The 23,818-nt window shown below is 60.8% G+C and carries 17 protein-coding genes; 10 read left to right on the top strand and 7 right to left on the bottom strand.

The features are described from left to right. Positions 1 to 26: 26 nt before the first annotated feature. On the bottom strand, positions 27 to 2,204 hold the full coding sequence (gene glyS / locus AC1DE4_RS26330) for a glycine--tRNA ligase subunit beta (RefSeq protein ID WP_477883767.1): 2,178 nt from the start codon (positions 2,202 to 2,204) through the stop codon (positions 27 to 29). A 203-nt stretch (positions 2,205 to 2,407) separates the two neighbouring features. Between glyS and AC1DE4_RS26325 the strand changes: the two genes are divergently transcribed. From AC1DE4_RS26325 to ubiA, 4 genes are all read left to right on the top strand, one after another. Further along, on the top strand, positions 2,408 to 4,717 hold the full coding sequence (locus AC1DE4_RS26325) for a Tex-like N-terminal domain-containing protein (protein WP_112642919.1): 2,310 nt from the start codon (positions 2,408 to 2,410) through the stop codon (positions 4,715 to 4,717). Positions 4,718 to 4,852: 135 nt separating this feature from the next. Beyond that, complete coding sequence (locus AC1DE4_RS26320; protein WP_062370534.1) at positions 4,853 to 6,112, top strand: SAM-dependent methyltransferase; 1,260 nt, start codon at positions 4,853 to 4,855, stop codon at positions 6,110 to 6,112. A 58-nt stretch (positions 6,113 to 6,170) separates the two neighbouring features. Then, positions 6,171 to 6,752: a histidine phosphatase family protein gene (locus AC1DE4_RS26315; RefSeq protein WP_477883764.1), complete on the top strand. Its 582-nt coding sequence runs from the start codon at positions 6,171 to 6,173 to the stop codon at positions 6,750 to 6,752. 64 nt (positions 6,753 to 6,816) lie between these two features. Next, a complete protein-coding gene (gene ubiA / locus AC1DE4_RS26310) occupies positions 6,817 to 7,776 on the top strand; it encodes a 4-hydroxybenzoate octaprenyltransferase (protein ID WP_062370532.1) in 960 nt (319 codons plus the stop codon). A 61-nt stretch (positions 7,777 to 7,837) separates the two neighbouring features. Here the strand turns inward: ubiA and AC1DE4_RS26305 are convergent, their stop codons facing one another. Next, on the bottom strand, positions 7,838 to 8,404 hold the full coding sequence (locus tag AC1DE4_RS26305) for a DUF6101 family protein (RefSeq protein ID WP_025661901.1): 567 nt from the start codon (positions 8,402 to 8,404) through the stop codon (positions 7,838 to 7,840). 298 nt (positions 8,405 to 8,702) lie between these two features. Here AC1DE4_RS26305 and AC1DE4_RS26300 point away from each other — a divergent pair, with 298 nt between their 5' ends. Continuing rightward, positions 8,703 to 11,438: a DUF1217 domain-containing protein gene (locus tag AC1DE4_RS26300; protein ID WP_477883762.1), complete on the top strand. Its 2,736-nt coding sequence runs from the start codon at positions 8,703 to 8,705 to the stop codon at positions 11,436 to 11,438. 11 nt (positions 11,439 to 11,449) lie between these two features. Here the strand turns inward: AC1DE4_RS26300 and AC1DE4_RS26295 are convergent, their stop codons facing one another. The 3 genes from AC1DE4_RS26295 to AC1DE4_RS26285 all read right to left on the bottom strand — a co-directional run bounded on the left by AC1DE4_RS26295 (position 11,450) and on the right by AC1DE4_RS26285 (position 14,581). Next, entirely contained in the window at positions 11,450 to 12,877 is a 1,428-nt protein-coding gene (locus AC1DE4_RS26295) for an FAD-binding oxidoreductase (RefSeq protein ID WP_210333076.1), read from the bottom strand. A gap of 20 nt (positions 12,878 to 12,897) precedes the next feature. Further along, entirely contained in the window at positions 12,898 to 13,872 is a 975-nt protein-coding gene (locus tag AC1DE4_RS26290) for an L-threonylcarbamoyladenylate synthase (protein ID WP_477883760.1), read from the bottom strand. A gap of 103 nt (positions 13,873 to 13,975) precedes the next feature. After that, complete coding sequence (locus AC1DE4_RS26285; RefSeq protein ID WP_025661897.1) at positions 13,976 to 14,581, bottom strand: DUF6656 family protein; 606 nt, start codon at positions 14,579 to 14,581, stop codon at positions 13,976 to 13,978. A 413-nt stretch (positions 14,582 to 14,994) separates the two neighbouring features. Between AC1DE4_RS26285 and AC1DE4_RS26280 the strand changes: the two genes are divergently transcribed. Beyond that, the gene (locus AC1DE4_RS26280) at positions 14,995 to 16,239 is read left to right on the top strand and encodes an aromatic ring-hydroxylating oxygenase subunit alpha (RefSeq protein ID WP_477883758.1); all 1,245 of its coding nucleotides are present in this window, start codon (positions 14,995 to 14,997) and stop codon (positions 16,237 to 16,239) included. Between the two features lie 66 nt (positions 16,240 to 16,305). Here AC1DE4_RS26280 and AC1DE4_RS26275 read toward each other — a convergent pair whose 3' ends face one another. Beyond that, a complete protein-coding gene (locus AC1DE4_RS26275; RefSeq protein WP_025661895.1) occupies positions 16,306 to 17,268 on the bottom strand; it encodes a glycoside hydrolase family 25 protein in 963 nt (320 codons plus the stop codon). A 190-nt stretch (positions 17,269 to 17,458) separates the two neighbouring features. Here AC1DE4_RS26275 and AC1DE4_RS26270 point away from each other — a divergent pair, with 190 nt between their 5' ends. After that, entirely contained in the window at positions 17,459 to 17,995 is a 537-nt protein-coding gene (locus AC1DE4_RS26270) for a BA14K family protein (RefSeq protein WP_062370530.1), read from the top strand. 52 nt (positions 17,996 to 18,047) lie between these two features. Here the strand turns inward: AC1DE4_RS26270 and AC1DE4_RS26265 are convergent, their stop codons facing one another. Continuing rightward, positions 18,048 to 19,043, bottom strand: coding sequence for a transporter (locus AC1DE4_RS26265; RefSeq protein ID WP_025661893.1), 996 nt, complete (start codon positions 19,041 to 19,043; stop codon positions 18,048 to 18,050). Between the two features lie 217 nt (positions 19,044 to 19,260). Here AC1DE4_RS26265 and AC1DE4_RS26260 point away from each other — a divergent pair, with 217 nt between their 5' ends. The 3 genes from AC1DE4_RS26260 to AC1DE4_RS26250 all read left to right on the top strand — a co-directional run. Continuing rightward, positions 19,261 to 21,039 carry an acyl-CoA dehydrogenase family protein gene (locus AC1DE4_RS26260; protein WP_025661892.1) on the top strand — a complete coding sequence of 593 codons (1,779 nt, stop codon included), beginning with the start codon at positions 19,261 to 19,263 and terminating at the stop codon, positions 21,037 to 21,039. A gap of 9 nt (positions 21,040 to 21,048) precedes the next feature. Then, a complete protein-coding gene (locus AC1DE4_RS26255; protein WP_025661891.1) occupies positions 21,049 to 21,801 on the top strand; it encodes a crotonase/enoyl-CoA hydratase family protein in 753 nt (250 codons plus the stop codon). Positions 21,802 to 21,995: 194 nt separating this feature from the next. Next, a partial coding sequence (locus tag AC1DE4_RS26250) for a methyl-accepting chemotaxis protein (protein WP_477883755.1) occupies positions 21,996 to 23,818 on the top strand: 1,823 nt, incomplete at its 3' end.

Raw genomic sequence — 23,818 nt, 5'->3', positions numbered from 1 at the left:
TCATCCGCACGCCGCATCTGATGCGCTTAACCCGAGATCTTCGAGAAGTCGGCGACCGTGCCGGTTGCCTCGCGGATCAGGCGAAGCAGGGCAAGGCGATTGGCACGGATTGCAGCGTCTTCGTCATTGACCAACACGTCGTCGAAGAAGCGGTCCACCGGAGCACGCAGCCTGGAGAGCGCTTCCATCGCCGAGCGGAAGTCTTCCTTGTCGACGGCCGCAGAGGCTTCTGCGGAAGCGGTGGTGATGGCGGCAAAGAGCTGCTTCTCGGCGTCGAGTCGGAAGAGATTTTCGGAGACGCCGTCGGCGATCACCGTGCCCTTCTTTTCCTCGGCAGCCAGGATCTGCGTGGCACGCTTGGTGCCGACCAGGAGGTTCTTGCCATCCTCGGACGTGATGAAGGCCGTTAGTGCCTCGACACGGCGGGCGATCATCAAGAGGTCGTCGGCCTCCGGCGTCAGCACGGAATCGATGAGATCGTAGCGCGCGCCCTGATCGCGCAGATAGACCTTCAGGCGGTCATGGAAGAAGGAGAGGAGGTCGAACTGGCGTGACAGGTCGTTGTCGTCAACAGTCTTGCCGATATCCGTATCGATGCGGCCCATGTGGCTGGTGATGCGCGGCAGCAGCGTCAGGCGCACACGCCGCTCGAGAAGGATGCGGATGACGCCAAGGGCAGCCCGGCGCAGCGCAAACGGATCCTTCGAACCGGTCGGCTTTTCGTCGACAGCCCAGAAGCCGATCAGCGTGTCGAGTTTGTCGGCAAGCGCCACTGTGATCGCGACCTTGTCCTGTGGCAGCTGGTCGGACGGGCCTTGCGGCTTGTAGTGCTCCTCGATCGCGGTCGCGACAACGGCATCCTCGCCCTGAAGGGCGGCATACTTGCGCCCCATGACGCCCTGCAGTTCCGGAAACTCGCCGACAGCCTCGGTGCGCAGATCGGCCTTGGCAAGCACCACGGCCCTATCGACCAGCTTGTAATCAGCACCGACCGGGAAAGCGACCTTTGCGGCCATGGCGCGGATGCGCTCCACGCGCTCGCCCTGTGTACCCAGTTTGGCGTGGAACGTCACATCAAGCGCATCGAGCTTCGCCATGCGCTGGTCGAGCGGCTTCTTGAGGTCGAGGTCGAATTTCTTTGCCGAAGCCTCCAGCGTCTCCAGATCAGGCAGATCGCCCTGGTCGCGCTTCCAGAAGTGCAGGGCGTCGGACAGGCGCGCGCGCACGACCTTGCCGTTGCCGTGGATGATTTCCTTGCCGCCGTCGCTGGCTTCGATGTTCGAGACGAGGATGAACTTGTTCGACAGCGTGTCGCCGCCAACAGGGCGCGTCACGAAACACTTCTGGTTCGTCTTGATCGTCAGACGGATGATCTCCGCCGGAATCGAGAGGTAGTCTTCCTCGAAGCTGCCCAACAGGACCTGCGGCAATTCGACGAGGCCAGAGACCTCTTCGAGCAGGCCTTCGTCCTCGACCAGTTCCAGTCCGTTTGCAAAGGCGACATCGCGGGCATCATGCAGGATGATGTCCTTGCGGCGTTCGCCATCGAGGATCACCTTGGCCTTTTCGAGGTTCGCGATGTAATCGCCGAAACGCTTGACGGTGATGGCGCCGGGCGCATGGAAACGATGGCCGTAGGTCACGTTGGAGGCGACGATGCCGTCGATCGAGAACGGAATGACGACGGTCTCTTCATGCTCCGTGCCGAACGTGCAGACGATCGATTGCAACGGCCGGACCCAGCGCAGCGAGCCTGGCTGAGCGGAAGCCGCGCCCCAGCGCATTGGCTTAGGCCAGGGGAAATCGCGAATGATGCCGGGCATGACATCGCTGATGATCTCTTCAGCGGCGCGACCGGGCTTGGAGATGATGGCGATGTAGAAGTCGCCCTTCTTCGGGTCGCTCTGGATCTGCGCCTCGGAAACCGAGGACAGGCCGGCGCCACGCAGGAAGCCTTCGATCGCCTTCTCGTTGGCGTCGGTGCGGGGACCCTTCTTCTCTTCGCGCACATCGGCGGAGCGCGCCGTCAGGCCGCGGATATCGAGCGTCAGCCGGCGTGGCGTCCAGTATTCGCGCGCACCCTCGTAGGAAAGTCCTGCTTCGACAAGCGCATCGGTCACGAGCTTCTTCAGGTCGCCGGCAGCCTTGCGCTGCAGGCGGGCCGGGATCTCTTCGGAGCGGAGTTCTAGGAGCAGATCTGGCATGTCACTTTCCTTGCCTTCTCTGGGAAGGCGCCACAAAGGCGGGGCTAAAAACGGTCGCCTCTGCTAGCAAAGAATGCCGCACATGCACAACCGCAAAATCGGCCGCTGGCCGTGCTATGTTGCTGTGGATAGGGACGGCGGGCATTGCCTTGTCGTTTTTCGCCGCTATGGTCCCGCAAATTTCGTGAACCGCAGGAATTCTCATGGCCGCTGACCTTCGCTCGCTCGCCGCTGTCATCTCCTCCGAAATCAACGCCCGGCCGGACCAGGCCAAGGCGGCGATCGAGTTGCTCGACGAAGGGGCGACCGTGCCCTTCATCGCCCGCTACCGCAAGGAAGTGACGGGTGGGTTGGACGATACGCAGCTGCGCAATCTGGCGGAGCGGCTGGTCTATCTGCGTGAACTGGAAGCCCGCCGCGATACCATCGTCGAATCCATAACCGGTCAGGGCAAGATGACCGACGACCTGCTTGGCAAGATCGCCGATGCTGCCACCAAGGCCGAGCTTGAAGATCTCTATCTTCCGTACAAGCCGAAGCGTCGCACCCGCGCCGAGATCGCCCGCGAGCGTGGTCTCGGACCGCTGGCGGAGGCGATCCTGGCTGATCGCTCAAAGGAGCCTGCGACGCTGGCGGAGGGCTACATCACCGCCGATGTGCCGGATGTGAAGACGGCACTCGAGGGCGCGCGCGACATCGTCGCCGAAGGCATCGCCGAAAATGCCGATCTGCTTGGCAAGTTGCGCGCCCATATGCGCAGCGCTGCCCTGCTGAAGGCCAAGGTGGTCGATGGCAAACAGGCCGCTGGCGAGAAGTTCTCCGACTACTTCGACCATTCCGAGCGCTGGGCGACCGCCCCCGGTCACCGCGCGCTAGCCATGCTGCGCGGCTGGAACGAAGAAGTGCTGACGCTGACCATCGAGGCCGATGCCGAGACCGTCTCTCCCAACAAGCCGGTCGAGCGCATGATCGCCGCCGCCTACGAGATCGGCGCGAGCCGTCCCGGCGACCGCTGGCTGATGGACGTCGCAAGCTGGACCTGGCGCGTCAAGCTCTCCATGTCGCTGTCGCTCGACCTGATGCGCGAACTTCGCGAACGTGCCGAGGAAGAGGCGATCCACGTCTTCGCCCGCAATCTCAAGGATCTGCTGCTGGCAGCGCCGGCCGGTTCGCGCCCGACCATGGGCCTTGATCCGGGCATCCGCACCGGCGTCAAGATCGCCGTAACCGATGCAACAGGCAAGGTCGTGGCGACCTCGACCGTCTATCCCTTCCAGCCTCGGAACGACGTGCGCGGCGCGCAGCTGGAGCTTGCTTCCCTGATCCGTAAGCACAATGTCGAGCTGATCTCGATCGGCAACGGCACCGGCAGCCGCGAGACCGAAAAGCTGGTCGCCGACATGTTGGCCGAACTGCCGGCGCCGAAGCCGACCAAGGTGATCGTCTCGGAAGCCGGCGCTTCCGTCTATTCCGCATCCGAGACCGCTGCCCTTGAGTTTCCCAACCTCGACGTATCGCTCCGTGGCGCCGTTTCCATCGCCCGCCGCCTGCAGGATCCGCTGGCCGAACTCGTCAAGATCGAGCCGAAGTCGATCGGCGTCGGGCAGTATCAGCATGATGTCGACCAGCAGAAGCTGTCGCGCTCGCTCGATGCGGTCGTCGAAGACGCGGTGAATGCCGTCGGCGTCGATCTTAACACCGCTTCCGCGCCGCTGCTCTCCCGTGTCTCCGGTCTGGGCGCCTCGATTGCCGACGCGATCGTCAAGCATCGAGACAGCGAAGGTCGCTTCGAGACCCGCCGTGACCTGTTGAAGGTCGCCCGCCTCGGCCAGCGTACCTTCGAGCAATGCGCCGGCTTCCTACGCATTCGCGATGGCAAGGAGCCCCTCGATGCCTCCTCAGTCCACCCGGAAGCCTACGGCGTCGCCAAGAAGATCGTCGCCGCCTGTGGCCGCGACCTGCGTTCGCTGATGGGCGACACTGCCGTGCTGAAGGCCGTCGATCCGCGTCAGTTCATCGATGAGAAATTCGGCCTGCCGACGGTGAAGGACATCCTGGCCGAGTTGGAAAAGCCCGGCCGCGACCCGCGCCCGAGCTTCAAGACAGCAACCTTCGCCGAAGGCGTTCATGAGATCTCCGACCTCACGCCGGGCATGTTGCTGGAAGGCACCGTGACCAATGTCGCGGCCTTCGGGGCTTTCGTCGACATTGGCGTCCATCAGGACGGTTTGGTGCACGTTTCGCAACTCGCCGATCGCTTCGTCAAAGATCCTCACGAAGTTGTGAAAGCTGGCGACGTTGTGAAAGTTCGCGTCGTCGAGGTCGATGCCAAGCGTAAGCGCATCGGCCTGTCGATGAGAAAGGACGATGGCTCGCCGGCCTCCGCTCCGCGTGGCGAGCCACGTGGAAACCCGCCGGTTCGCGGCCAGAATGACCGGCGGTCGGCTTCGCCAAAGCAGGAAAGCCAAGGTGCGTTTGGAGCCGCACTGGCTGAGGCCATGAAGCGAAAATAAGCGCTTAGCAACCAAATTTGCAAAAATGTCACACTTCGGCGACCATGTTGCCGAGGTGCGAATTACGGCGCTTGTAAGGCGGATGAGAGATACTAAGTTGATCGGATCATCCTGTCACATTGCGAGGCCTTACTTATGGCGTCGGCTTTCTTATCGATTGTCCAAAAAATCATCCGTAAGGGTAATCTGAGACTCACTCTCGCCAATGGCGAGACGCATGCGGTCGGTGATGGCACAGGCGAACTCGTTGTCGCCCGCGTTGCCGATGAAGAGGCGGAACAGCTGATCCGCCGCGATCCCACCCTGAAGCTAGGCGAAATGTACATGGAAGGCCGGTTCATTCTCGAACAGGGCAACATCTACGATTTCCTGGCGATGGTGAAGCAGAACACCACCAACGAGATCTTCGATATCCCGATGGCGGCTCTCCTGATCGGACGCATCGCCCTGCAGCAGCTTAAGAGCCGCATGCCGATCAACCGCAACAGGCGTAACGTTGCCCACCATTACGACCTGTCCGAAAAGCTCTTCGAACTCTTCCTCGACGAGGATTGGCAATACTCCTGCGCCTACTACAACCCACCCGGCATCAGCCTGGAGGAGGCGCAGGTCGCCAAGAAGCGGCACATTGCCGCGAAGCTTCTGCTCGAACCGAACCAGCGTGTCCTGGAGATCGGCTCCGGCTGGGGCGGCATGGGCATGTACCTGGTGGAATCCACGCCGGGACTGGAGCTCACCGGCATCACGCTCAGCAAGGAGCAGCTGAAGATCTCGCGGGAGCGAGCTCAGAAGCGTGGTCTTGGCGATCGCGCGCGCTTCGAACTGCAGGACTACCGCACGATGACGGGCAGGAAATTTGACCGCATCGTATCGGTCGGCATGTTCGAGCATGTCGGCATCGGCAATTTCGGCAAGTTCTTCAAGAAAGTGCATGAATTCCTAGACGATGACGGCGTCATGGTGTTGCACTCGATCGCACGTCCGAAGCCAAGCTTTGCGACCAATGCCTTCATCGAGAAGTACATTTTCCCGCAGGGCTATATCCCATCGATTGGCGAGACCATACCTTTCATCGAAAAGGCGGGACTGCTCGTCCGCGATGTCGAAGTTCTGCCGCTGCACTATGCCTACACACTGCGTCACTGGCGTGAACGCTTCGTGGCGCGCAGGGCCGAGGCGGTTGCGCTTTATGACGAGCAGTTCTTCCGCATGTGGGAATTCTACCTTGCGGGGTCGGAAATGGGCTTCCGCTGGGACGAACTTTTCATCATGCAGATCCAGATTTCCAAGAACCAGTATTCCACCCCCGATAACCGCGACTACATTGCCGAGAACGAGGCGAAGCTGAAAGAGTTCGAGGCGACGCGCACGCCGCTCGAAAAAGTCATTCTCTGATCCAGATCAAAAGGCGCGGCAAAGGCCGCGCCGTCTTTAAATTCGGAGCTTGATGACAATGGCAAGCACCCTTCCGGAAATCCATCTCGTGCGTCACGGCGAAACCGAGTGGAGTTTGTCTGGGCGGCACACTGGTCGCAGTGACATTCCGCTCACGGCAAAAGGCGAGGCCGCAGCACGTGACGTCGGTTCGCGCCTTGCGGGTAGAGGTTTTGCGGCCGTGTGGTCGAGCCCGTCGCAGCGCGCGCGCGACACCTGCGAACTCTCGGGCTTTAGCGCCGGCGCGATCGTCAAGGATGACTTGGCGGAATGGGACTACGGCGCCTACGAGGGTATCACCACCAAGGAAATCCAAGCGAGCCGACCCGGTTGGCAGCTGTTTCGCGACGGCTGCCCCAAGGGCGAGGCGGCGGGCGATGTCGGCGGGCGAGCAGATCGGATCATATCGGAGTTGAGGCTGGCCAATGCCCCGATCCTGATCTTTTCCAGCGCGCACTTCCTGCGCGTCCTTGGCGCGCGCTGGCTCGGATTGCCGCCGACCGATGGCGCGCGCTTCATCCTCGACACGGCAAGCATCAGCGTTCTCGGCTACGAGCACGACCTGACGGAGCCGGTGATCAGGCGGTGGAACCAGCGCTGAAAGGTCGCCCCGGCGGCCGTGAATTGATCTTGACCCGCGCCTCGACGGCTCGCTAGATGGCGTCATGCAACAGATCGGCGGAATAAACGGGCGCGTTGCGGATGCGCCTTCGAACAACTGGGTTTACCGGGTCCTGCCTCCCTGGCTCTGGCCCTACGCGCAGCTTGCGCGCTGGGATCGGCCGATCGGCTGGCAATTGCTGATGTGGCCCTGCTTCTGGTCGGCTGCCATGGCCGCGAATGCGGCGGCTCATATTGGCCAGTTTTCCGGCGGCCAGCTGATTTTCCATCTCGTGCTCTATTTCATCGGCTCTGTCGCGATGCGCGGGGCTGGGTGCACATACAACGATCTCGTCGACCACACGATCGACATGGAAGTGGCGCGCACCCGCTCGCGGCCGCTGCCATCGGGTCGGGTGACACGCACGCAGGCCAAGGCGTTCATCGTCCTGCAGGCGCTGGTCGGGCTGCTGGTCGTGCTGCAGCTGAACTGGTTTGCCGTCATTCTCGGCGTCCTCTCGCTCGCTATCGTGGCGCTTTATCCTTTCGCCAAGCGCTTTACAGATTGGCCACAGTTCTTCCTTGGCCTTGCCTTTTCCTGGGGTGCTTTGATGGGCTGGGCGGCGATCTTCGGCGGCCTTTCACTGGCGCCAATCCTCCTCTACGTCGCCTCGGTGGTCTGGACGATCGGTTACGACACGATCTATGCCCACCAGGACAAAGAGGACGACGAGCTGATCGGTGTCCGCTCGACCGCGCGGCTGTTCGGCGACAAGACGAAACAGTGGCTGGTCGGCCTCTATGGCCTGACGCTCGTGCTTGCCTTCTGCGCCTTCCTGTCTGCAGGCGTCGGCCTGTTCGGCTATCTCGGCCTGCTCATCGCGGCCGGCATGTTCGCCTGGCAGATCGTGACGCTCAATATCGACGATGCCGACCAGTGCCTTGCGCTGTTCAAGTCGAACAATCGCGTCGGCCTGATCATCTTTCTTGGCCTCTTCCTGTCGCTTCTCTTCGTCCTGCCCTGAGGCGGAAATGAAAATGCCCGGCACAATGGCCGGGCATTGATGGTCTGAAATGACGCACCGCTTAGTTGCGGGCGATGATTTCCTTGCCTTCGATCTTCATGGCGACGCCGAGCTTGCCCGTCGTGCGGCGCACGAGGAAGCGCGGACGCCGGTTTGCGAAGTAGGAATGCCGGCGGCGCGGCTTCAATGCGCTGGTGCGCAGGTCGCCAAGATGCTCTTCCAGCGGGCGGGCAACGCCGTCGGCCTCGACCATCAGCATCGGAATGCGGAAGGCCTCGGACCAGCTTCGCCAGTCGGCTGCGATATCTGCGAGGTCGTGGGCGACCAGCAGCGGTATGCAGAGCTCGGGGTCCTCGTGGTGAAGCTCCAGCGTGACAGTGACTTCGCCGTTGCCATGGTCGATGGCCCGGGCGGCTACGCCCTTGAAGGCGCGCTTGGGCAGGGCAATCGAAAGCGGCAGACCGCTGGAGGAGAGAACCTTGCGCAGGATGGCGCCACGTTCGTCGATCGTTATGTTCACGTCACTTGAGGAGTCATGGATGGCGTAGCTGACCTGCTGGGGAAAGCGAGACGGATCGAGACGCAGCGTCGTTCCAGCCCATACGGGCTTCATAACGGTGTTGTTCATGTTCATTCTACCCTTGTCTTACCTGAGAGCCGGTTTCCGGTCTTCTCCTCGGGGCTTTTCGCCCTCTATGGCCCGACAATAGGCGCCGCCTGTTCGAGACAGCTTAAAAATCGCGGTTAAGAAAACTTTGCCTCCCTGGATGGTTATCAAAACCGAAGCCGGCAAGGTTTCCGGAGGGTGAACGCCGGCTGTGCCATATTGCAACGCAAGATGGGTAAGTCTCGGGTAAGCTTTTTATCGCAAAATGGCGCAGAACCAATCTGTCATGCTTGAAGACTTTGCCGGAAAAGGACGCATTATGATCTCGGCTTCGATGGCCTACAATTTGTTGTCCGGGAACATGAAGCAGAGCCTGGATCGCGTCGCCTCCCAGGCGACGGTCAAACGCGACGCCGAGTATTACAAGGACAACATCAACAACGTCAAAGACGTCGACGATTTCCTCGGCGACTATCGGCTCTACAGCTATGCGATGAAGGCCTATGGCCTCGAAGACATGACTTACGCCAAGGCCTTCATGAAAAAGGTGCTGGAAAGCGATCTGACGGACGCCAATAGCTTCGCCAACAAGCTTTCCGATTCGCGCTACAAGGAATTCGCTGCTGCGTTCAATTTCCACACGCCCGCGGCGGATGCCCAGAGCGACGCGCAGGAAGACGACCTGATCGGTCTCTACACGCAATCCTTCGCGGACGAAGGCAAGAATGCTGCGGCCGAAACGAAATACTACAGCAACGCGATAGACGCGGTTCAGAACGTTTCCGATCTCGTCGGCGACAGCCGCGTGCGCACCTATGTTCTCAAGGCCTACGGCATCGATCCCACTTATGTTTCCAAGGATTTCCTGGCGCAGGTTTTGACGAGCGACGTCAACGATCCCAATAGCTTTGTCAATCTCAACGGCAACGACAAGTATAAGGCGCTTGCCGCACAATTCAGCTTCAATGCAGATGGCACCGTTAACGGCACAGCGCAGACGGCCACCCAGAAAGACGCCGTCATGGAGCAGTACAATCTGACTGTCCCATCGATCACGACCTCGGCGGCTGCCGACTACAACAAAGCCTACTATCTGTCCAAGATCGGGACCGTCACCAATGTCGACGACATCATCGCCGACAAGCGGCTGACGTCCTATATCAAAACGGCCTTCAGCATGGGCGACGATTTCAGCAACGCGGCACTCCGGTTGGTTCTTACCGATGCGAGCTATGCAAGCTTGCTGGATTTCAGCAACGTCAATCAGAGCTTCAATTTCAACGCGGACGGTACCATCAATTCCGCTGCGGCGTCCTATGCGGCACAGACGTCGGATCAGATGAAAGCGATGTCCGACCAGGCCGCAAACACCACGGGCTATTATCAATCAAAGATCGTCAGCATCACCAATGTCGATGACCTGATCGCTGATACCAAGCTGACCCAGTACATCAGGGATGCCTATTCGCTTCCCCAGAGCGTCAGCGATGCCGACCTTCGCAGCGTCTTGACGGATGCGAGCTACGCCAGCTTGCTGGGTTACGACGACGTCCACTCGGCCTTCAACTTCCAGGCCGACGGCAGCGTTGCCACTGGCGCCGGGGCGCAAACAATCGCGCAGGCACGGGCCACGAGTTCGCAGGTCCGCGCCAATCTCGATTACTTCCAGACTGTGATCCCGACGATCTCCAATGTCGATGACCTGATCGCTGACGGGCAAATGATGAACACTCTGCGGTCGGCCTATGGCGTCCCCACGAGCGTCAGCGACGCAGACATCAAAAGCATCCTGACTGATGCCAGCTTCGCCGCTAGCCAGGGGCTCAGCGCGCTCAATGCCGCGTTCAGCTTCGCGGCCGATGGTTCGGCCGCCGCTGCATCCGGCCCGCAATCGAGTGCTCAGTTGATGGATACGACGACGTTCTACGGCGTGCGATATGCGGACGCGCAGAACGAGGCGATCGACGAGGCCGTGGCAAACTACAAGACGCGAATGGCCGACGATAAGATCAAGAAGGTTGACGACCTGCTGCGCTCGAACGCCGCCGCAGACTTTGACAAGAAGAACGACGACCTACCTGAACTTTACGATATGGCGCTTCGCGCCTACGGACTGACGGAACAGGACGTGTCTCGTTCCATGTTCCGCAAGCTGCTGAAGAGTGACCCCTACGATCCCGACGGCTACGTCGCCTCGTTAAAAGACGAGCGGATCACCAATCTGGTCCGCGCCTTCAATTTTGGAGCTGACGGCAAGATATCCGCGGAGATACAGCCGCTGCCGTCCGCCGTGATGGCGAAATATGCGACGAACTATAAGTCGCGCATGCTGATGGGCATGAGCGACGGCCCGCTTAGGGACAAGGCTTCCAAGGATGCGACGAAAGCGGTCGATGCATTCGCCAAAGGCATGGCGGAGGTGAAGTCTCTCGACGACTTCCTGTCAAACGACAAGCTGACCAGCCTGGTCTTGACGGCAAACGGCCTCGACCCGAAGAAATACGACGAGGAGACGCTGCGCAAGATCTTTACCTCCGATCCGTCCGATCCCAAGAGCTACCTCAACACGAAGGCTGAGTCGAAGTTCAAGGAGATTGTCTCGGACTTCAACTTCGATACCGACGGTAACCTGACGCGGGCCAAGATCGGGACAGTCCAGAATGTTGGCGCCGAAGACCGGACGGAGCAAAAGTACGTTCAGCAGACGCTGGAATCGCAGGAAGGTGAAACGAACGACGGCGTACGCTTCGCGCTGTATTTCGCGCGCAGCGCACCCGACATCACATCGCTCTACACGATTCTAGGCGACAAGGCGTTGTTCCAGGTGATTACAACCACCTTCAGCCTGCCGACCAGTGTCTCGAACATGGATGTCGAAAAACAGGTTTCCATGCTTGGGAAGTTCGTCAATCTCGAGGATCTCCAGGATTCCAAGAAGGTCGACAAGCTCATGAAGCGCTTTACGGCAATGTATGATCTGCAGAACAACTCTGGCACATCCCCGGCGCTCACCATCCTGACCAATGGCGGCACGACCAGCACCAGCCTTCTTTAAATCGTCGCCCCTTAGTCGACGTTGACGACCTTGCCGGGGTTCATGATGCCGGCCGGGTCGAAGGCGTGCTTGATCCTGCGCATCAGCTCCATTTCAATCGGCGGGCGGATCGAGGCCAGTTCGTCGCGCTTCAGCTGACCGATCCCGTGCTCGGCGGAAATCGATCCTCCGTGCGCCAGCACGAAGCCATGGACGATGTGGTTCAGTTCACGCCAACGCGCCAGGAAGGCCTGTTTGTCGGCGCCAACAGGCTGGGAAATGTTGTAATGAATATTGCCGTCGCCCATATGGCCGAAGGCGCAGATGCGAGCGCCGGGCATGGCCGCCATGACTGCATCGCTGGCCTCGTGCATGAAGACCGGGATTGCCGAAACCGGCACGGAAACGTCGTGCTTGATCGATCCGCCTTCTGGTTTTTGCGCGTCCGACATGCTCTCGCGCATGTGCCAGAGCGCCTGCTGTTGCGCGACCGAAGTGGCGATTGTTGCGTCTTGAACCAACCCCGCCTCGAAGCCCTGCTCAAGCAGCGCCGTCATCATGCGCTCGGCGGTTTCGGCTGAATCGGACGTGGAAATATCGACAAGGACATACCAGGGATGCGCCGATTCCAGTGGATCGCGTACCCCCTCGATGTTGCGTGCGGTAATCTCGACGCCGAAGCGCGGCATCAGTTCGAAGCCGGTAAGCGAGGTGCCGCAAAGGCTGGACGCAAGGTTGAAAAAGGCAAGGGCATCCTCGACCGAGTTAAGGCCGGCAAAAGCGACCTGCTTTCCGAGAGGCTGCGGAAAGAGCTTGAGCACGGCGCCGGTGATGATGCCGAGCGTGCCTTCCGCGCCGATGAAGAGGTCGCGAAGGTCGTAGCCGGTGTTATCCTTCTTCAGGCGGCGCAGGCCGTTCCAGATTTCGCCGGTCGGCAGCACGACCTCGAGGCCGAGGCAGAGCTGGCGCATGTTCCCATAGGCAAGCACCGCCGTGCCACCGGCATTCGTCGACAGATTGCCGCCGATGCGGCACGAACCTTCGGAGCCAAGCGAGAGGGGAAACAGCCTACCGTATGCCTCTGCCGCCTTCTGCACGTCCGCGAGGATCGCCCCGCCATCGGCGACGAGGACATTGGCGACGGGATCGACATCACGAACCTTGTTCATGCGTTCGAGTGAAATGATGATGTCGGACTTGCCTTCGCGCGGCGTCTGGCCACCGACGAGACCCGTGTTGCCCGTTTGCGGCACGACCGCGGTTCCGGTCTCGGTTGCGAGCTTCAGGATCGACGACACTTCTTCGACCGAACCGGGCTTCAGGAGAAGAGGGGACGAGCCGTGGTAAAGGCCGCGGTTTTCAATCAGATGCGGCGCGAGATCGGCTTCGCTCCTAAGCGCATGCTTCTCACCGACGATGGCGTCGAAACGGTCGAGAAGTTCGGGGGAAACGCTGCTCATCGAACCATGATCCTTCTTGCTTACTCACGTGGCGCGGCTGCGCGGCGGAGCCGATCGTTGATTGCCTCGCCGAGCCCCTCGTCGGGAATGGCTGCAAAGGCGATCGTCTGCGCGCCGCTGGCGTCGGCTTTCTTCATATAGTCGAAGAGGTTCGCCGCGGCTTCCGCGAGATCGCCGTCCCGGCTGAGATTGAGGACGATCCTGGCGTCGTCGGCACCGGCAACGGCCGTCTTGCCGAAGGCAATCAGCGCCTCGTGGGAATCGACATGCGTTGCGTCCAGCCGGACGGTTGCGCCGGGCGCGTAGTGGGATGCCAGCATCCCCGGCGCCTCGATGGCCGCGGACGCCTTCCTGGCTCGCAGCAGCTTTTGACCGGCCACGCGCTCGATCTCCGAGGCAGGCAGCCCGCCCGGCCGCAAGAGCCTGAGCTTGCCATCCTCGACCTTGACGATCGTGGACTCGACGCCAACGGTGCTTGCACCGGCATCAAGGATCAGTCTGATGCGCTCGCCGAGATCGGCGTCGACATGGGCAGCGCTCGTCGCGCTGATCTTGCCTGACGTGTTGGCGCTGGGCGCGGCGAGCGGCCGCCCAAAGGCGCGGATCAGCTCTCCCGCGAAACCCTTCGGCACGCGGATGCCAACGGTATCAAGCCCTGCGGTCGCCAGCGAATGAATGGCACTCTCTGGCTTCAACGGCAGGACGAGCGTGAGGGGCCCCGGCCAGAATGCTTCGGCCAGTGCGCGTGAAACGGGGTCGAACTCCGCGTGCTTCTCAGCCATGGCAAGGTCGGCCATGTGGCAGATAAGCGGGTTGAAGCGGGGGCGGCCCTTGGTCTCGTAGATGTGGGCAATTGCGACCGGATTGGTCGCATCGGCAGCGAGCCCATAGACGGTCTCCGTCGGGATCGCGATCGGGAAGCCCTCGCCAAGCACTGCGCAACCGGCTTCGATAGCCTGCTGCCTGTCCTTCGTGATGTCGATCGATCGTGCCATGCGCTGTCCGGATTGCTGTCCGGCAGTCCTTATGCCTTCCCGGCGATCGGATCAATATCGAAGCGGGCCGATGATGCCGATCAGAGCTGGCGGATGATCGCGATCAGAGCTGGCGAATGATCTCGCGCAGCTGCTCGTTGCGCGCGCCGAGCAGCAATACGTTCTTGATGGCGATTTGCGGATCGTCGGTGCGGAAAAGCACCCCGTTGCCCCTCACCGAGCGGTCGATCGTCATCTTCTCCGGCGTATGTTCGCCGGGCTTGATCGCCACCGCGAAATACATGCGCGAATACTTCAGATCGATCTTGTGGAAGAAATTGTCGTTGTCGCCGATGTCGGCGTAGAAATTCGCGATGTAGAACGCCCAGCTGACTTCTTCGTAGCGGGCGAATTTCGTCCGCGACGCAGTCACGTGGCAATAGCCTAAATGCGGGCTGTCCTGCAGCGTGCGGTGGAAGAGCAGCTTCGGAAACTGGATCGAACGGTGAAATCCGTTGATATGTCGATGCGTCTTGGCGCCGGCTGTCTCCAGCTTGCGGCCCGTCTTCTCTGCGACTTCGTCATGTGTGAGGTAGCGCCGCTCCTCGGCGAGCCAGTGGGCCCGGGTGCGCGTGATCTTTCCGGTGCGCAGAAATTCAGAATGCGAGGTGACCGGTGCCGCGTTGCTGGAATTGCTGTTAGTGGCGTCGAAATAGCGAAGCTTCGCCATGAGAGATATCCACATGGATGATTGATGTGGAAAGGATAGGCAATCATGCTTAATGGCAGATTAAATTCGGCCGTCATGCGCGGGTTGGTGGACATTGGCCACCGCCGCCATGTCGCAAATACGATAGCTGTGGCAAGGTCGTGCCGAGAGCCCAAGTGTGAATTGGGTTGCGGCAATGTCGTAATTGGCCTTGCTGGCCGAGAATGAAGCATTTTTAGGCTGGAACCGCGTTCGATTCCGCACTCCTTTGCCGCCTGTCGTCATTTTCGAAGCCGATGTCGCTTTACAACCAAACGCCGCGCGCCAGCGGTGTTTAAATGTCTATCAAGAAAGTCTCCTGACGGAGAGGGAGCGAAGCTTCCGGCGGCTCTCGCCTTCGATCAAGCGGCGGCCCATTATACGAGGATATGCAGATGGATATTCGCAGCAACGTATTGCGGCAACTCAAGACCCGCCGGGAAGGCTTCAGTCTCGAGCGGCCCTTCTATATCGACGAGGATTATTTCAAGCTCGATATGGAGATGATCTATTATCGCGACTGGTTGTTCATGGGCCATGATTGCGAGCTGCCGAAGCCGGGCGCTTATTTCACAGTCCAGATCGGCGACTATCCCGTTGTCATCGTCCGTGGCCGTGACAACGTCATTCGCGCCTTCCACAACAGCTGTCGCCATCGCGGCTCGCGCGTCTGCACCAAGGAGCACGGCTCCTCGGTTCGCCTCGTCTGCCCCTATCATCAGTGGACCTACGACCTCGATGGCAAGCTCGCCTTTGCCCGTCACATGGGCGATGATTTCGACAAGAGCGGTTACGGCCTGAAGCCGGTCCATTGCGAGAGCTTCGGCGGCTACATCTTCATCTGTCTCGCGCAGAATACACCGGATTTCCAGCCGATCCGCGACATGGTCGCGCCCTATATGCTGCCGCATCGTCTGAGCGAGGCGAAGGTCGCCTTCCAGAGCACGATCATCGAGAAGGGCAACTGGAAGCTCGTCTGGGAAAACAACCGCGAATGCTATCACTGCGCGGCCAACCACCCCGAACTCTGCCGCACCTACCCGGAAGCGCCGAGCGTCACCGGCACGGACGGCGGTGCCGACGATCCCGAGATTGCGGGTCACTGGGCACGCTGCGAGGCGGTTGGCTTGCCGAGCAAGTTCCAGATTTCCCCCGACGGTCAGTTCCGCACGGCCCGCATGCCGTTGATCGAGGACGCAGAGAGTTACACCATGTCCGGCAGGCGCGCCGTCGAGAGGCCTCTTTCGGACGACGTGACGCTTGATCGCATCGGCACGATGCTGCTGTTCCACTACCCGACGACCTGGAACCACATTCTCGGCGACCATGCGATTTCCTTCCGCGTACTGCCGCTCAGTGCCAATGAAACGGCCGTCACGACGAAGTGGCTCGTGCACAAGGATGCCGTCGAAGGTGTCGACTACGATCTGGCCGAGCTCACGCATGTGTGGACCGAAACCAACGATCAGGACCGTCGCATCGTCGAAGAGAATGCCTTCGGTATTCACTCGCCGGCCTACGAGCCTGGGCCTTATTCGATGGCGCATGAAGGCGGCGTCATGCAGTTCCTCGAATGGTACTCGAACTTCATGGTCAACCGCCTGCAGGGCGATCAGGCGAAGCTCTCCGTCGTCGCCTAATCCAAAAGACTCCCTCCCAAGTGACCTCGTCTCTTGGAGACGGGGTCTTTTTTGTGCGCACGTTTCTCAGAAGTCTCGACGCGTGCGCACGACGTCGCTCTGCGGTATCGAGGATGTGACGATAGGATCCGGCGGAAGCTGTGCGAAGGTTGCCGGGCCTTGGGCAGGCATTCCGCGCGGCTCCATCTCGATCTTGGCAAGAATGAGGGGCGGGTCCGGTTCGCGCGCCGGCAAGAGGTTGCCCCGCGCCCACACCTTTGCGAGTTCGGCGCGGCTCATGGGCGCGACGTTGACATCGATATCCGTCAATGTGCCTGGAACGCGGTAAGGGCAGCGGCGCTTGCTGCAGTTCTGTCCCGACGAGAACTGCCACATCAGGTAGTTGTCCCAGTTTCCCATCGGGAACACGCCCTTCACGTCGGGCCTGTATCGCGCATACCAGATCGGTAGCCGCGCCAGCACGGGATAGTCGTTGCGATATGCGGCAATATATCGGGCGGTGTTGTGATTGGTATAGAGAACCGGGTATCGTCCGGTCCTTGCCCTGATATGGCCTGCGAATATCTGTGCGTCCTCCAGCGACATGAATTTCTGCGAATCGATGCCCTCGAGATCGAGGATCATCATCTCGTCGTCCTTGGGATCGGCGTATTCGAGGAAATGGTTGGCCTGGTCGACCGGGTTGCCGGGACGGGCGAGGTGATAGGAGCCCCAGAGGAGGCCGGCCGCCCGGGCAACCAATCGCCGCGTCTGAAAGAGCTCACGGCTCACCGCATATTTGCGCCACATGGTCTTGCAATGCGCGACGGTGTCCCCGGCATGATCGCCGGTACAGGAGAAGCTCTCCGGAAGTCCGTCGGAAGCTTTCGAAATGAAGGCGGCGATGCGCTTGTCCGAAAGCAGGGAATCCCAGTCGATCGTATTGAGTTCGTACGCGTCGATGACGAGCGCGTTGTTGGGGTTGTTCCAGGGCAGGGTGTCAGCCGCCACAGCCATAGTCGGAGGTCCCGCGACAAGCGCCGGAACCATCAAGCGAAGCAGAAGATTTCTCCAGGATTGCTTCATGGAATGAGCGTGGTGAAAGGCGGTTAATGTCCAGTTAATCCGCGATCGCTTAAAAACGGAAAGTCGCACCGACAGCATGAAAACTGGTCATTGGAACGTTTTCAGTGCCTTGGCGGTATCGTGCGCGCGTATTCCAACTGGAAATGGAGCTTCCATGACTGGGTTTTTTAAGAAGATAGCGATTGCCGCCGTTTCTTTTGTCACGCTGGCAAGTGGCTATGCGCCCTCGCAGGCGATGCAGATGCCGGCTCTGCCGCAGGTCGAAAAATCTGGTGACGTCCAGAACGTCCAGTATTGCCGTGGCCCCTATTGTCACCCCGGTTTTCGCCCCGGATACCGGCCGGGCTACTATCCAGGCTATCGCCCTGGCTATTATCCGGGGTACCGCCCGGCTTATCGCCCAGCCTATCGCCCCGGCTGGTACGGTGGCTATCGCGGCTATCCCTACTATCGCAGTGGCTACCGCTACTATGACGGCTACTGGTTCCCGCTGGCCGCCTTCGGCGCTGGTGCGATAATTGGTGGTGCTATTGCATCGCAGCCGACCTATGTGGCTCCTCCGCCGGCTGCTTCGCTCGGCTCGGGTCACGTGGCCTGGTGCCAGGCGCGTTACCGTTCCTATCGGGTCTACGACAACACCTTCCAGCCGTACAATGGCCCGCGCCAGCAGTGCGTTTCGCCGTACTACTGAGTGAAGCAAGCTTTCGCTCTCGGGGCCGGCAGCAATGCCGGGTCTTTTTGCGTTAGAGGATGCGGACGCGCTTCAGCAGCCACCATGCGAGCACGATGGAGGCGATTATGATGGCCACGGCATATTCGGTGCCGCCGCTACCTTCGGCAAAAGGTAGATTGGCCGTGTTCATGCCGAAGAAGCCCGTCACCAGGGTTGGCGGCAGCAGGAAGGCCGTCATGATCGACAGAATGTAGAGGTGCCGGTTCGTCTCCGAGGACGCCTTCGAGTCGATTTCTTCATGCAGCAGCCGAGCGCGGTCCTGCAGCGCGTAAATGTCGTGATCGACGGTTTCGAGGCGGCTCGTCAGCCGTCCCGCGACATCATCGAAGCCGAAGGGCATTTCATCGTCATGCGAGGCGGCAGCGCGACGCATCAGGGCCAGCACGGTTCTCAGGTGCCGGTGCAGCCGGACGACCGTACGTCGGACCGGCGCCAGCCGCCGGCGCTCGTCGCGTGGCGAGTTGTCGTAGACGAAATCCTCGATAACGTTGAGCTCCTCGGTCATTTCCATGACGATGGAGATCAGTGTCCGCTGGAACTCGATCACCAGGATCTCGAACAGGTCGACAGGCCGTTCGAATTTTGCCGGGTTCTTCTCCACTAGCGCGCGGGCGCGCTCGATGCTGCGTAGCGGCTGCAGCCGCGTGGTAATGATAAAGCGGTCAGAGATCGCAAAATGCAGCCAACCAAGATCGGCGGTTTCACGATCGAATTCGCGCTGGCAATCAACAAGCGTGCCGTAGAGCAGCTGTTCGTCGACCGTTATCGCGGCATGCGTGTCACGGGTGGTCAAGGCTGCCTTGGCATCGTCGTTCAAGCCAACGATACTGTCGAGCAGGCCGGGCACCCTGGCATCTGCGAGATTGAGATGCAGCCAATAGAAGCCGCCGCCGTCGGTCAACTCGGCCTGCGGCGCGCTGTTTGGGAGACGGATTGCCTTGCCGCCGTCCGGCGGAAAGCGGTAGGCCCACACGAGTCCGGGGATGTTGGCGGGCAAAGTATCCATTGATGCGCCGGTCCTCTTGCGATGGCGGTGAGTGTCCTTAGAGATTCTCTATGACGGTTGTTTGTGCAAGTGCGTAATAATTCAAGACATGTGTAACTCCGTGGCAGCTTGTCGCTGGAAGTTTGAAATTGACGTTTACGTAAAAATCAATTAGCTCTGCCCTTGGAGAGGCTGGAGGGCTGTTCAATCGGCGGCCAGCGATGCGAGGAGATCACTGATGTACAAGGCGCCGGTCGAAGAGATTGCGTTTACGCTGAAGCATGTTGCCGGCCTGGGCGATGCAATCGAAGCTGGTTTGCTCGGTGACCTTGGTGATGATCTCGTCGACGCCATCCTTCATGAAGCGGGACGATTCGCCACGGATGAAGTTGCGCCGCTCGCCGAGGTTGGCGACCGTCAGGGTTCGCGCCTCGTCGACGGCAGGGTAGTAACGCCCGATGGTTGGCGCGATCTCTACAAGAACTGGATCGCCGGCGGCTGGAACGGCCTGACCGCACCAGAAGACTTCGGTGGGCAGGCGCTGCCGCATATGCTGAACGTCGCCGCCCTGGAAATGTGGAATTCCGGATCGATGGCGTTCGCGCTCTGCCCGACGCTGACCATGGGTGCGATCGAAGCGATCAACAGCCATGCGTCCGGCGAACTCAAGAATACCTACCTCGCAAAGCTCGTCTCGGGTGAGTGGACCGGCACGATGAACCTGACGGAGCCGCATGCCGGCTCCGACCTCGGCGTGCTCAAGACCCGCGCCGAACGCCGGGACGACGGCACCTACCGCATCTTCGGCCAGAAGATCTTCATCACCTGGGGCGAACACGACGCCGCCGACAACATCATTCACCTGGTCCTCGCTCGCCTCCCGGACGCACCGGCCGGAACGCGTGGCATCTCGCTGTTCCTCGTGCCGAAATTCCTCGTCAATGCGGACGGATCGCTTGGCGCCCGCAACGATCTCTTCGCGCACTCGCTGGAGCACAAGCTCGGTATCCACGGCTCGCCGACCTGCACCATGATCTATGGCGACGGCAAGTTCGGCGAGGAGAAGGGGGCAATCGGCTGGCTGGTCGGCGAGGAGAACAAGGGCCTCGCCTGCATGTTCACGATGATGAACAATGCCCGCCTTGCCGTCGGCATGCAGGGCGTCGCGATCGCCGAGGCGGCGACGCAAAAGGCAGTCGCCTATGCGAGAGAGCGGGTTCAGGGCAAGGCGCCGAACTGGGCGGGTGGCGGCATGAGCCCGATCATCGACCATCCGGATGTTACCCGCACGCTCCTGACGATGAAGGCGTTGACGCAAGGCGCCCGCGCAATTTCCTATACCTGTGCCCATGCCATCGACATGTCGCATCGCGCGGCGGATCGAAAGCAGCATTGGCAGGAGCGCGCAGCACTGCTGACGCCGATCGCCAAGTCCTTTTCCACCGATGTCGGCGTCGACGTCGCCTCATCAGGCATTCAGGTGCATGGTGGCATGGGCTTCATCGAGGAGACGGGAGCCGCGCGCTATCTGCGTGATGCGCGCATTGCGCCGATCTATGAGGGCACGAACGGTATCCAGGCGATCGATCTCGTCACCCGCAAATTGACGCTTTCGGACGGCGACCAGGTGCACGGTTTCATCGCCGAGCTGAAACAGATCGCCGACCAGGTCCGCCATTCCAACCTCGGCGGCTTCGGCGCGACGGCAAATCGCCTCGATTCCGCAATAACCGACCTCGGCGAGGCGACAGACTGGCTGCTGGCGCAGGTTCGCGATGCTAAGGTGGCAGAGGCGCTGGCCGGCGCGACACCGTATCAGCGGCTCTTCGGCCTTGTCCTGACCGGCTGCTATCTCGCCAAGGGCGGGCTCGCGCAGGCACCGGCGGGAGGTGCCGAAGGGCGCATCGCACTCTGCCGTTTTGCCGCGGAAAATCTTCTTTCGGAAGTGACGGCGCTGAAGGACAGCGTCATCAACGGCGCCGCAAGCCTTGCGGCTGCCAAAATAGTTCTCGCCTGAGGAACCATCATGACAGAGCAGGTCATCGTCGAGCAGGATGCGGCACACCCCGGCATCCAGATCATCCGTTTCAACAGGCCGGAAAAGAAGAATGCCATCACCCGCGCCATGTATCGGAAAATGGCGGAGGCGTTGATTGCCGCCAATGGCGATGCGGCGATCAAGGCGACGGCTTTTCTCGGCACCGAAGGTTGCTTTTCCGCGGGCAATGACCTCGGAGATTTCCTCGCAGCGGCGATGGGCGGTGCCATGCCTCGCGAGATCGTCGAATTCCTCTACGCCATGGTTCGCTCCGAAAAGCCGATCGTGTCAGGTGTCGACGGGCTGGCGATCGGGATCGGAACCACAATGCACATGCATTGCGACCTGACAATCGCCTCAGCGCGCAGCCAGTTCCGCACGCCGTTCGTCGACCTCGCCCTCGTTCCGGAAGCGGCGTCCAGCCTGCTTGCGCCGCGGATCATCGGACACCAGCGCGCCTTTGCGATGTTGGCTCTCGGTGAGGGCTTCTCCGGCGAGGAAGCACGGGAGGCGGGACTTGTCTGGAAAGTCTGTGCGCCCGATGAGGTCGAAAGGACAACGCTCGCAACCGCTGCCAAGCTTGCCGCCAAGCCGCCAGAAGCGCTGAAGATCGCGCGCAACCTGATCCGGGGCGATCGGGAAGAAGTCATTGCGCGCATCGATGACGAGGCGCGTCACTTCTTCGACCGCCTACACAGCGCCGAAGCGAAAGCCGCCTTCGAAGCCTTCATGCGCCGCTGACGTGGGAATAGTCGAGTTTCGTCAAATTTTAAGCCAGTTTTAAATACCCCTCTAATATTAGGGGTATGACGGCGCGCTGATGGCGCAGTCGTCCGGGCGCATGAGGCGCTTTGTCCCGTTTTGCCCATAGCCTGCGCATCGAGTAGCCCGCGCTTCGTCAAGTACGGCGCGGACCACTCACGAAAGGAAAATCCTTGAAAAAGAAGACGAATTTGATGACGCGCATCCTCGTTGCCGCGTCTGCCGTTGTTCTTGTGGCCTTTGCCGCCTTTTCCTACTACATCAATTCCGTCGAACGGAGCACCGCGACTGCCGCGATCGAAGCCAACATCAGCTCGTCCGGTGAGCAGGCTGCAAGCAGCCTGGCCAACTGGATGAATGGTCGTGTGACGCTGACCGCCATGGTCGCGAACGCCATCGGCCGCGCCGCCGATCAGAAGGGCGTCGAAGCCGTGCTCCAGAACGATGTTCTGACCAGCCAGTTCGTCAGCACCTATTTTGGCGACGAGCAGGGTGTCTTCACCATGTGGCCGAAGCTGCCGATGCCGGACGGCTATGATCCGCGCAAGCGCCCCTGGTATCAGGATGCCGTCAAGGCCAACGCCAGCGTCATGACCGAGCCCTATGTCGATGCGTCGAGCGGCGATCTCATCATCAGCTCGGCCGTTCCCGTCAGCCACGGCGGCAAGCTGGCCGGCGTGACCGGCAGCGACTTCTCGCTGAAGACCATGGTCGACATGATCAAGGAGATCGATCTCGGCGGCAAAGGCACGGCCTTCCTCGTCAACAAGAGCGGGCAGATCCTGATCCACCCGGATGCAAAGCTGGTGACAAAGACGCTTGCCGACGCTTTCCCGGCTGAGACACCGGCGATCAAGGCCGGGCTCGTTCCGACTGAGTTTGCCGGCAAGGATGTCCTCGTCAGCTTCATGCCGGTTGCAGGTTTGCCGTCGGTCGAATGGTACCTCGGCTTCGTCGTGGACAGCGACGCCGCCTTCGCTTCGCTGAACGAATTCCGCATTGCCGCAACCATTGCCACGATTCTCGCCGTCGGCCTGATGATCTGCGCCATGGCCTGGCTGCTGCATGGCCTGGTGATCCGTCCCGTCACCGATATGACCGCCGCGATGCAAAAGCTTGCCGCCGGCGATCTGTCGGTCTCCATTCCTGGCGAACAGCGCCGCGACCAGATCGGCTCGATGGCCGAGGCTGTGGCTGTCTTCAAGAAGAACGCGGTTGATCGAGAGCGCCTTGAGGGTGAAGCCGAAACCGGCCGTGCCCTTACCGAGCGTGAGCGTCATGAGCGTGAGCAGCAGAAAAACCGCGAGGCAACCGAAATCCGTCATGCCGTCGATGCGCTTGCCAGTGCCCTCGGCGCGCTGTCGGATGGCAACCTTGCGCATCGCATCGACGCGCCGTTTGCCCCGCATCTCGACCGCCTACGTAATGACTTCAACAACGCCGTCACCAAGCTCCACGGTGCTTTGCATGCCGTGGGCAACAACGCGCACGCCATTGATGCCGGTGCGAGCGAAATCCGCACGGCCGCAGACGGCCTTGCCCGCCGCACCGAGCAGCAGGCAGCCTCGGTCGAGGAAACGGCTGCAGCGCTCGAGGAGATCACCACGACGGTCAAGGACACGGCACGTCGCGCTGAGGAGGCCGGCAATCTCGTCTCGCGCACCCGCAACGGCGCCGAAGAGTCCGGCAACATCGTGCGCAAGGCGGTTTCGGCAATGACCGAGATCGAGCAGTCCTCGCAGAAGATCGCCAACATCATCAGTGTCATCGACGACATTGCCTTCCAGACCAACCTGTTGGCGCTGAATGCCGGTGTCGAGGCGGCACGCGCCGGCGAAGCCGGCAAGGGCTTTGCTGTCGTCGCCCAGGAAGTGCGCGAGCTGGCACAGCGTTCTGCCCATGCCGCGAAGGAAATCGAAAGCCTGATCACCGCCTCGAACTCACAGGTTCGCTCCTCACAGGTTCGCTCGGGCGTCACGCTCGTCGGCGACACCGG

It is taken from the genome of Rhizobium sp. 10N414, assembly GCF_056394785.1.
Note: the sequence above shows the minus strand (reverse complement) of the source record. Positions and strands in the feature narration are given on the sequence as shown.

What these genes read in the sequence shown, in the direction of transcription:
- glyS (WP_477883767.1), bottom strand. Translation starts at nt 2,204, where the DNA reads ATGCCAGATCTGCTCCTAGAACTCCGCTCCGAAGAGATCCCGGCCCGC.
- AC1DE4_RS26325 (WP_112642919.1), top strand. Translation starts at nt 2,408, where the DNA reads ATGGCCGCTGACCTTCGCTCGCTCGCCGCTGTCATCTCCTCCGAAATC.
- AC1DE4_RS26320 (WP_062370534.1), top strand. Translation starts at nt 4,853, where the DNA reads ATGGCGTCGGCTTTCTTATCGATTGTCCAAAAAATCATCCGTAAGGGT.
- AC1DE4_RS26315 (WP_477883764.1), top strand. Translation starts at nt 6,171, where the DNA reads ATGGCAAGCACCCTTCCGGAAATCCATCTCGTGCGTCACGGCGAAACC.
- ubiA (WP_062370532.1), top strand. Translation starts at nt 6,817, where the DNA reads ATGCAACAGATCGGCGGAATAAACGGGCGCGTTGCGGATGCGCCTTCG.
- AC1DE4_RS26305 (WP_025661901.1), bottom strand. Translation starts at nt 8,404, where the DNA reads ATGAACAACACCGTTATGAAGCCCGTATGGGCTGGAACGACGCTGCGT.
- AC1DE4_RS26300 (WP_477883762.1), top strand. Translation starts at nt 8,703, where the DNA reads ATGATCTCGGCTTCGATGGCCTACAATTTGTTGTCCGGGAACATGAAG.
- AC1DE4_RS26295 (WP_210333076.1), bottom strand. Translation starts at nt 12,877, where the DNA reads ATGAGCAGCGTTTCCCCCGAACTTCTCGACCGTTTCGACGCCATCGTC.
- AC1DE4_RS26290 (WP_477883760.1), bottom strand. Translation starts at nt 13,872, where the DNA reads ATGGCACGATCGATCGACATCACGAAGGACAGGCAGCAGGCTATCGAA.
- AC1DE4_RS26285 (WP_025661897.1), bottom strand. Translation starts at nt 14,581, where the DNA reads ATGGCGAAGCTTCGCTATTTCGACGCCACTAACAGCAATTCCAGCAAC.
- AC1DE4_RS26280 (WP_477883758.1), top strand. Translation starts at nt 14,995, where the DNA reads ATGGATATTCGCAGCAACGTATTGCGGCAACTCAAGACCCGCCGGGAA.
- AC1DE4_RS26275 (WP_025661895.1), bottom strand. Translation starts at nt 17,268, where the DNA reads ATGGTTCCGGCGCTTGTCGCGGGACCTCCGACTATGGCTGTGGCGGCT.
- AC1DE4_RS26270 (WP_062370530.1), top strand. Translation starts at nt 17,459, where the DNA reads ATGACTGGGTTTTTTAAGAAGATAGCGATTGCCGCCGTTTCTTTTGTC.
- AC1DE4_RS26265 (WP_025661893.1), bottom strand. Translation starts at nt 19,043, where the DNA reads ATGGATACTTTGCCCGCCAACATCCCCGGACTCGTGTGGGCCTACCGC.
- AC1DE4_RS26260 (WP_025661892.1), top strand. Translation starts at nt 19,261, where the DNA reads ATGTACAAGGCGCCGGTCGAAGAGATTGCGTTTACGCTGAAGCATGTT.
- AC1DE4_RS26255 (WP_025661891.1), top strand. Translation starts at nt 21,049, where the DNA reads ATGACAGAGCAGGTCATCGTCGAGCAGGATGCGGCACACCCCGGCATC.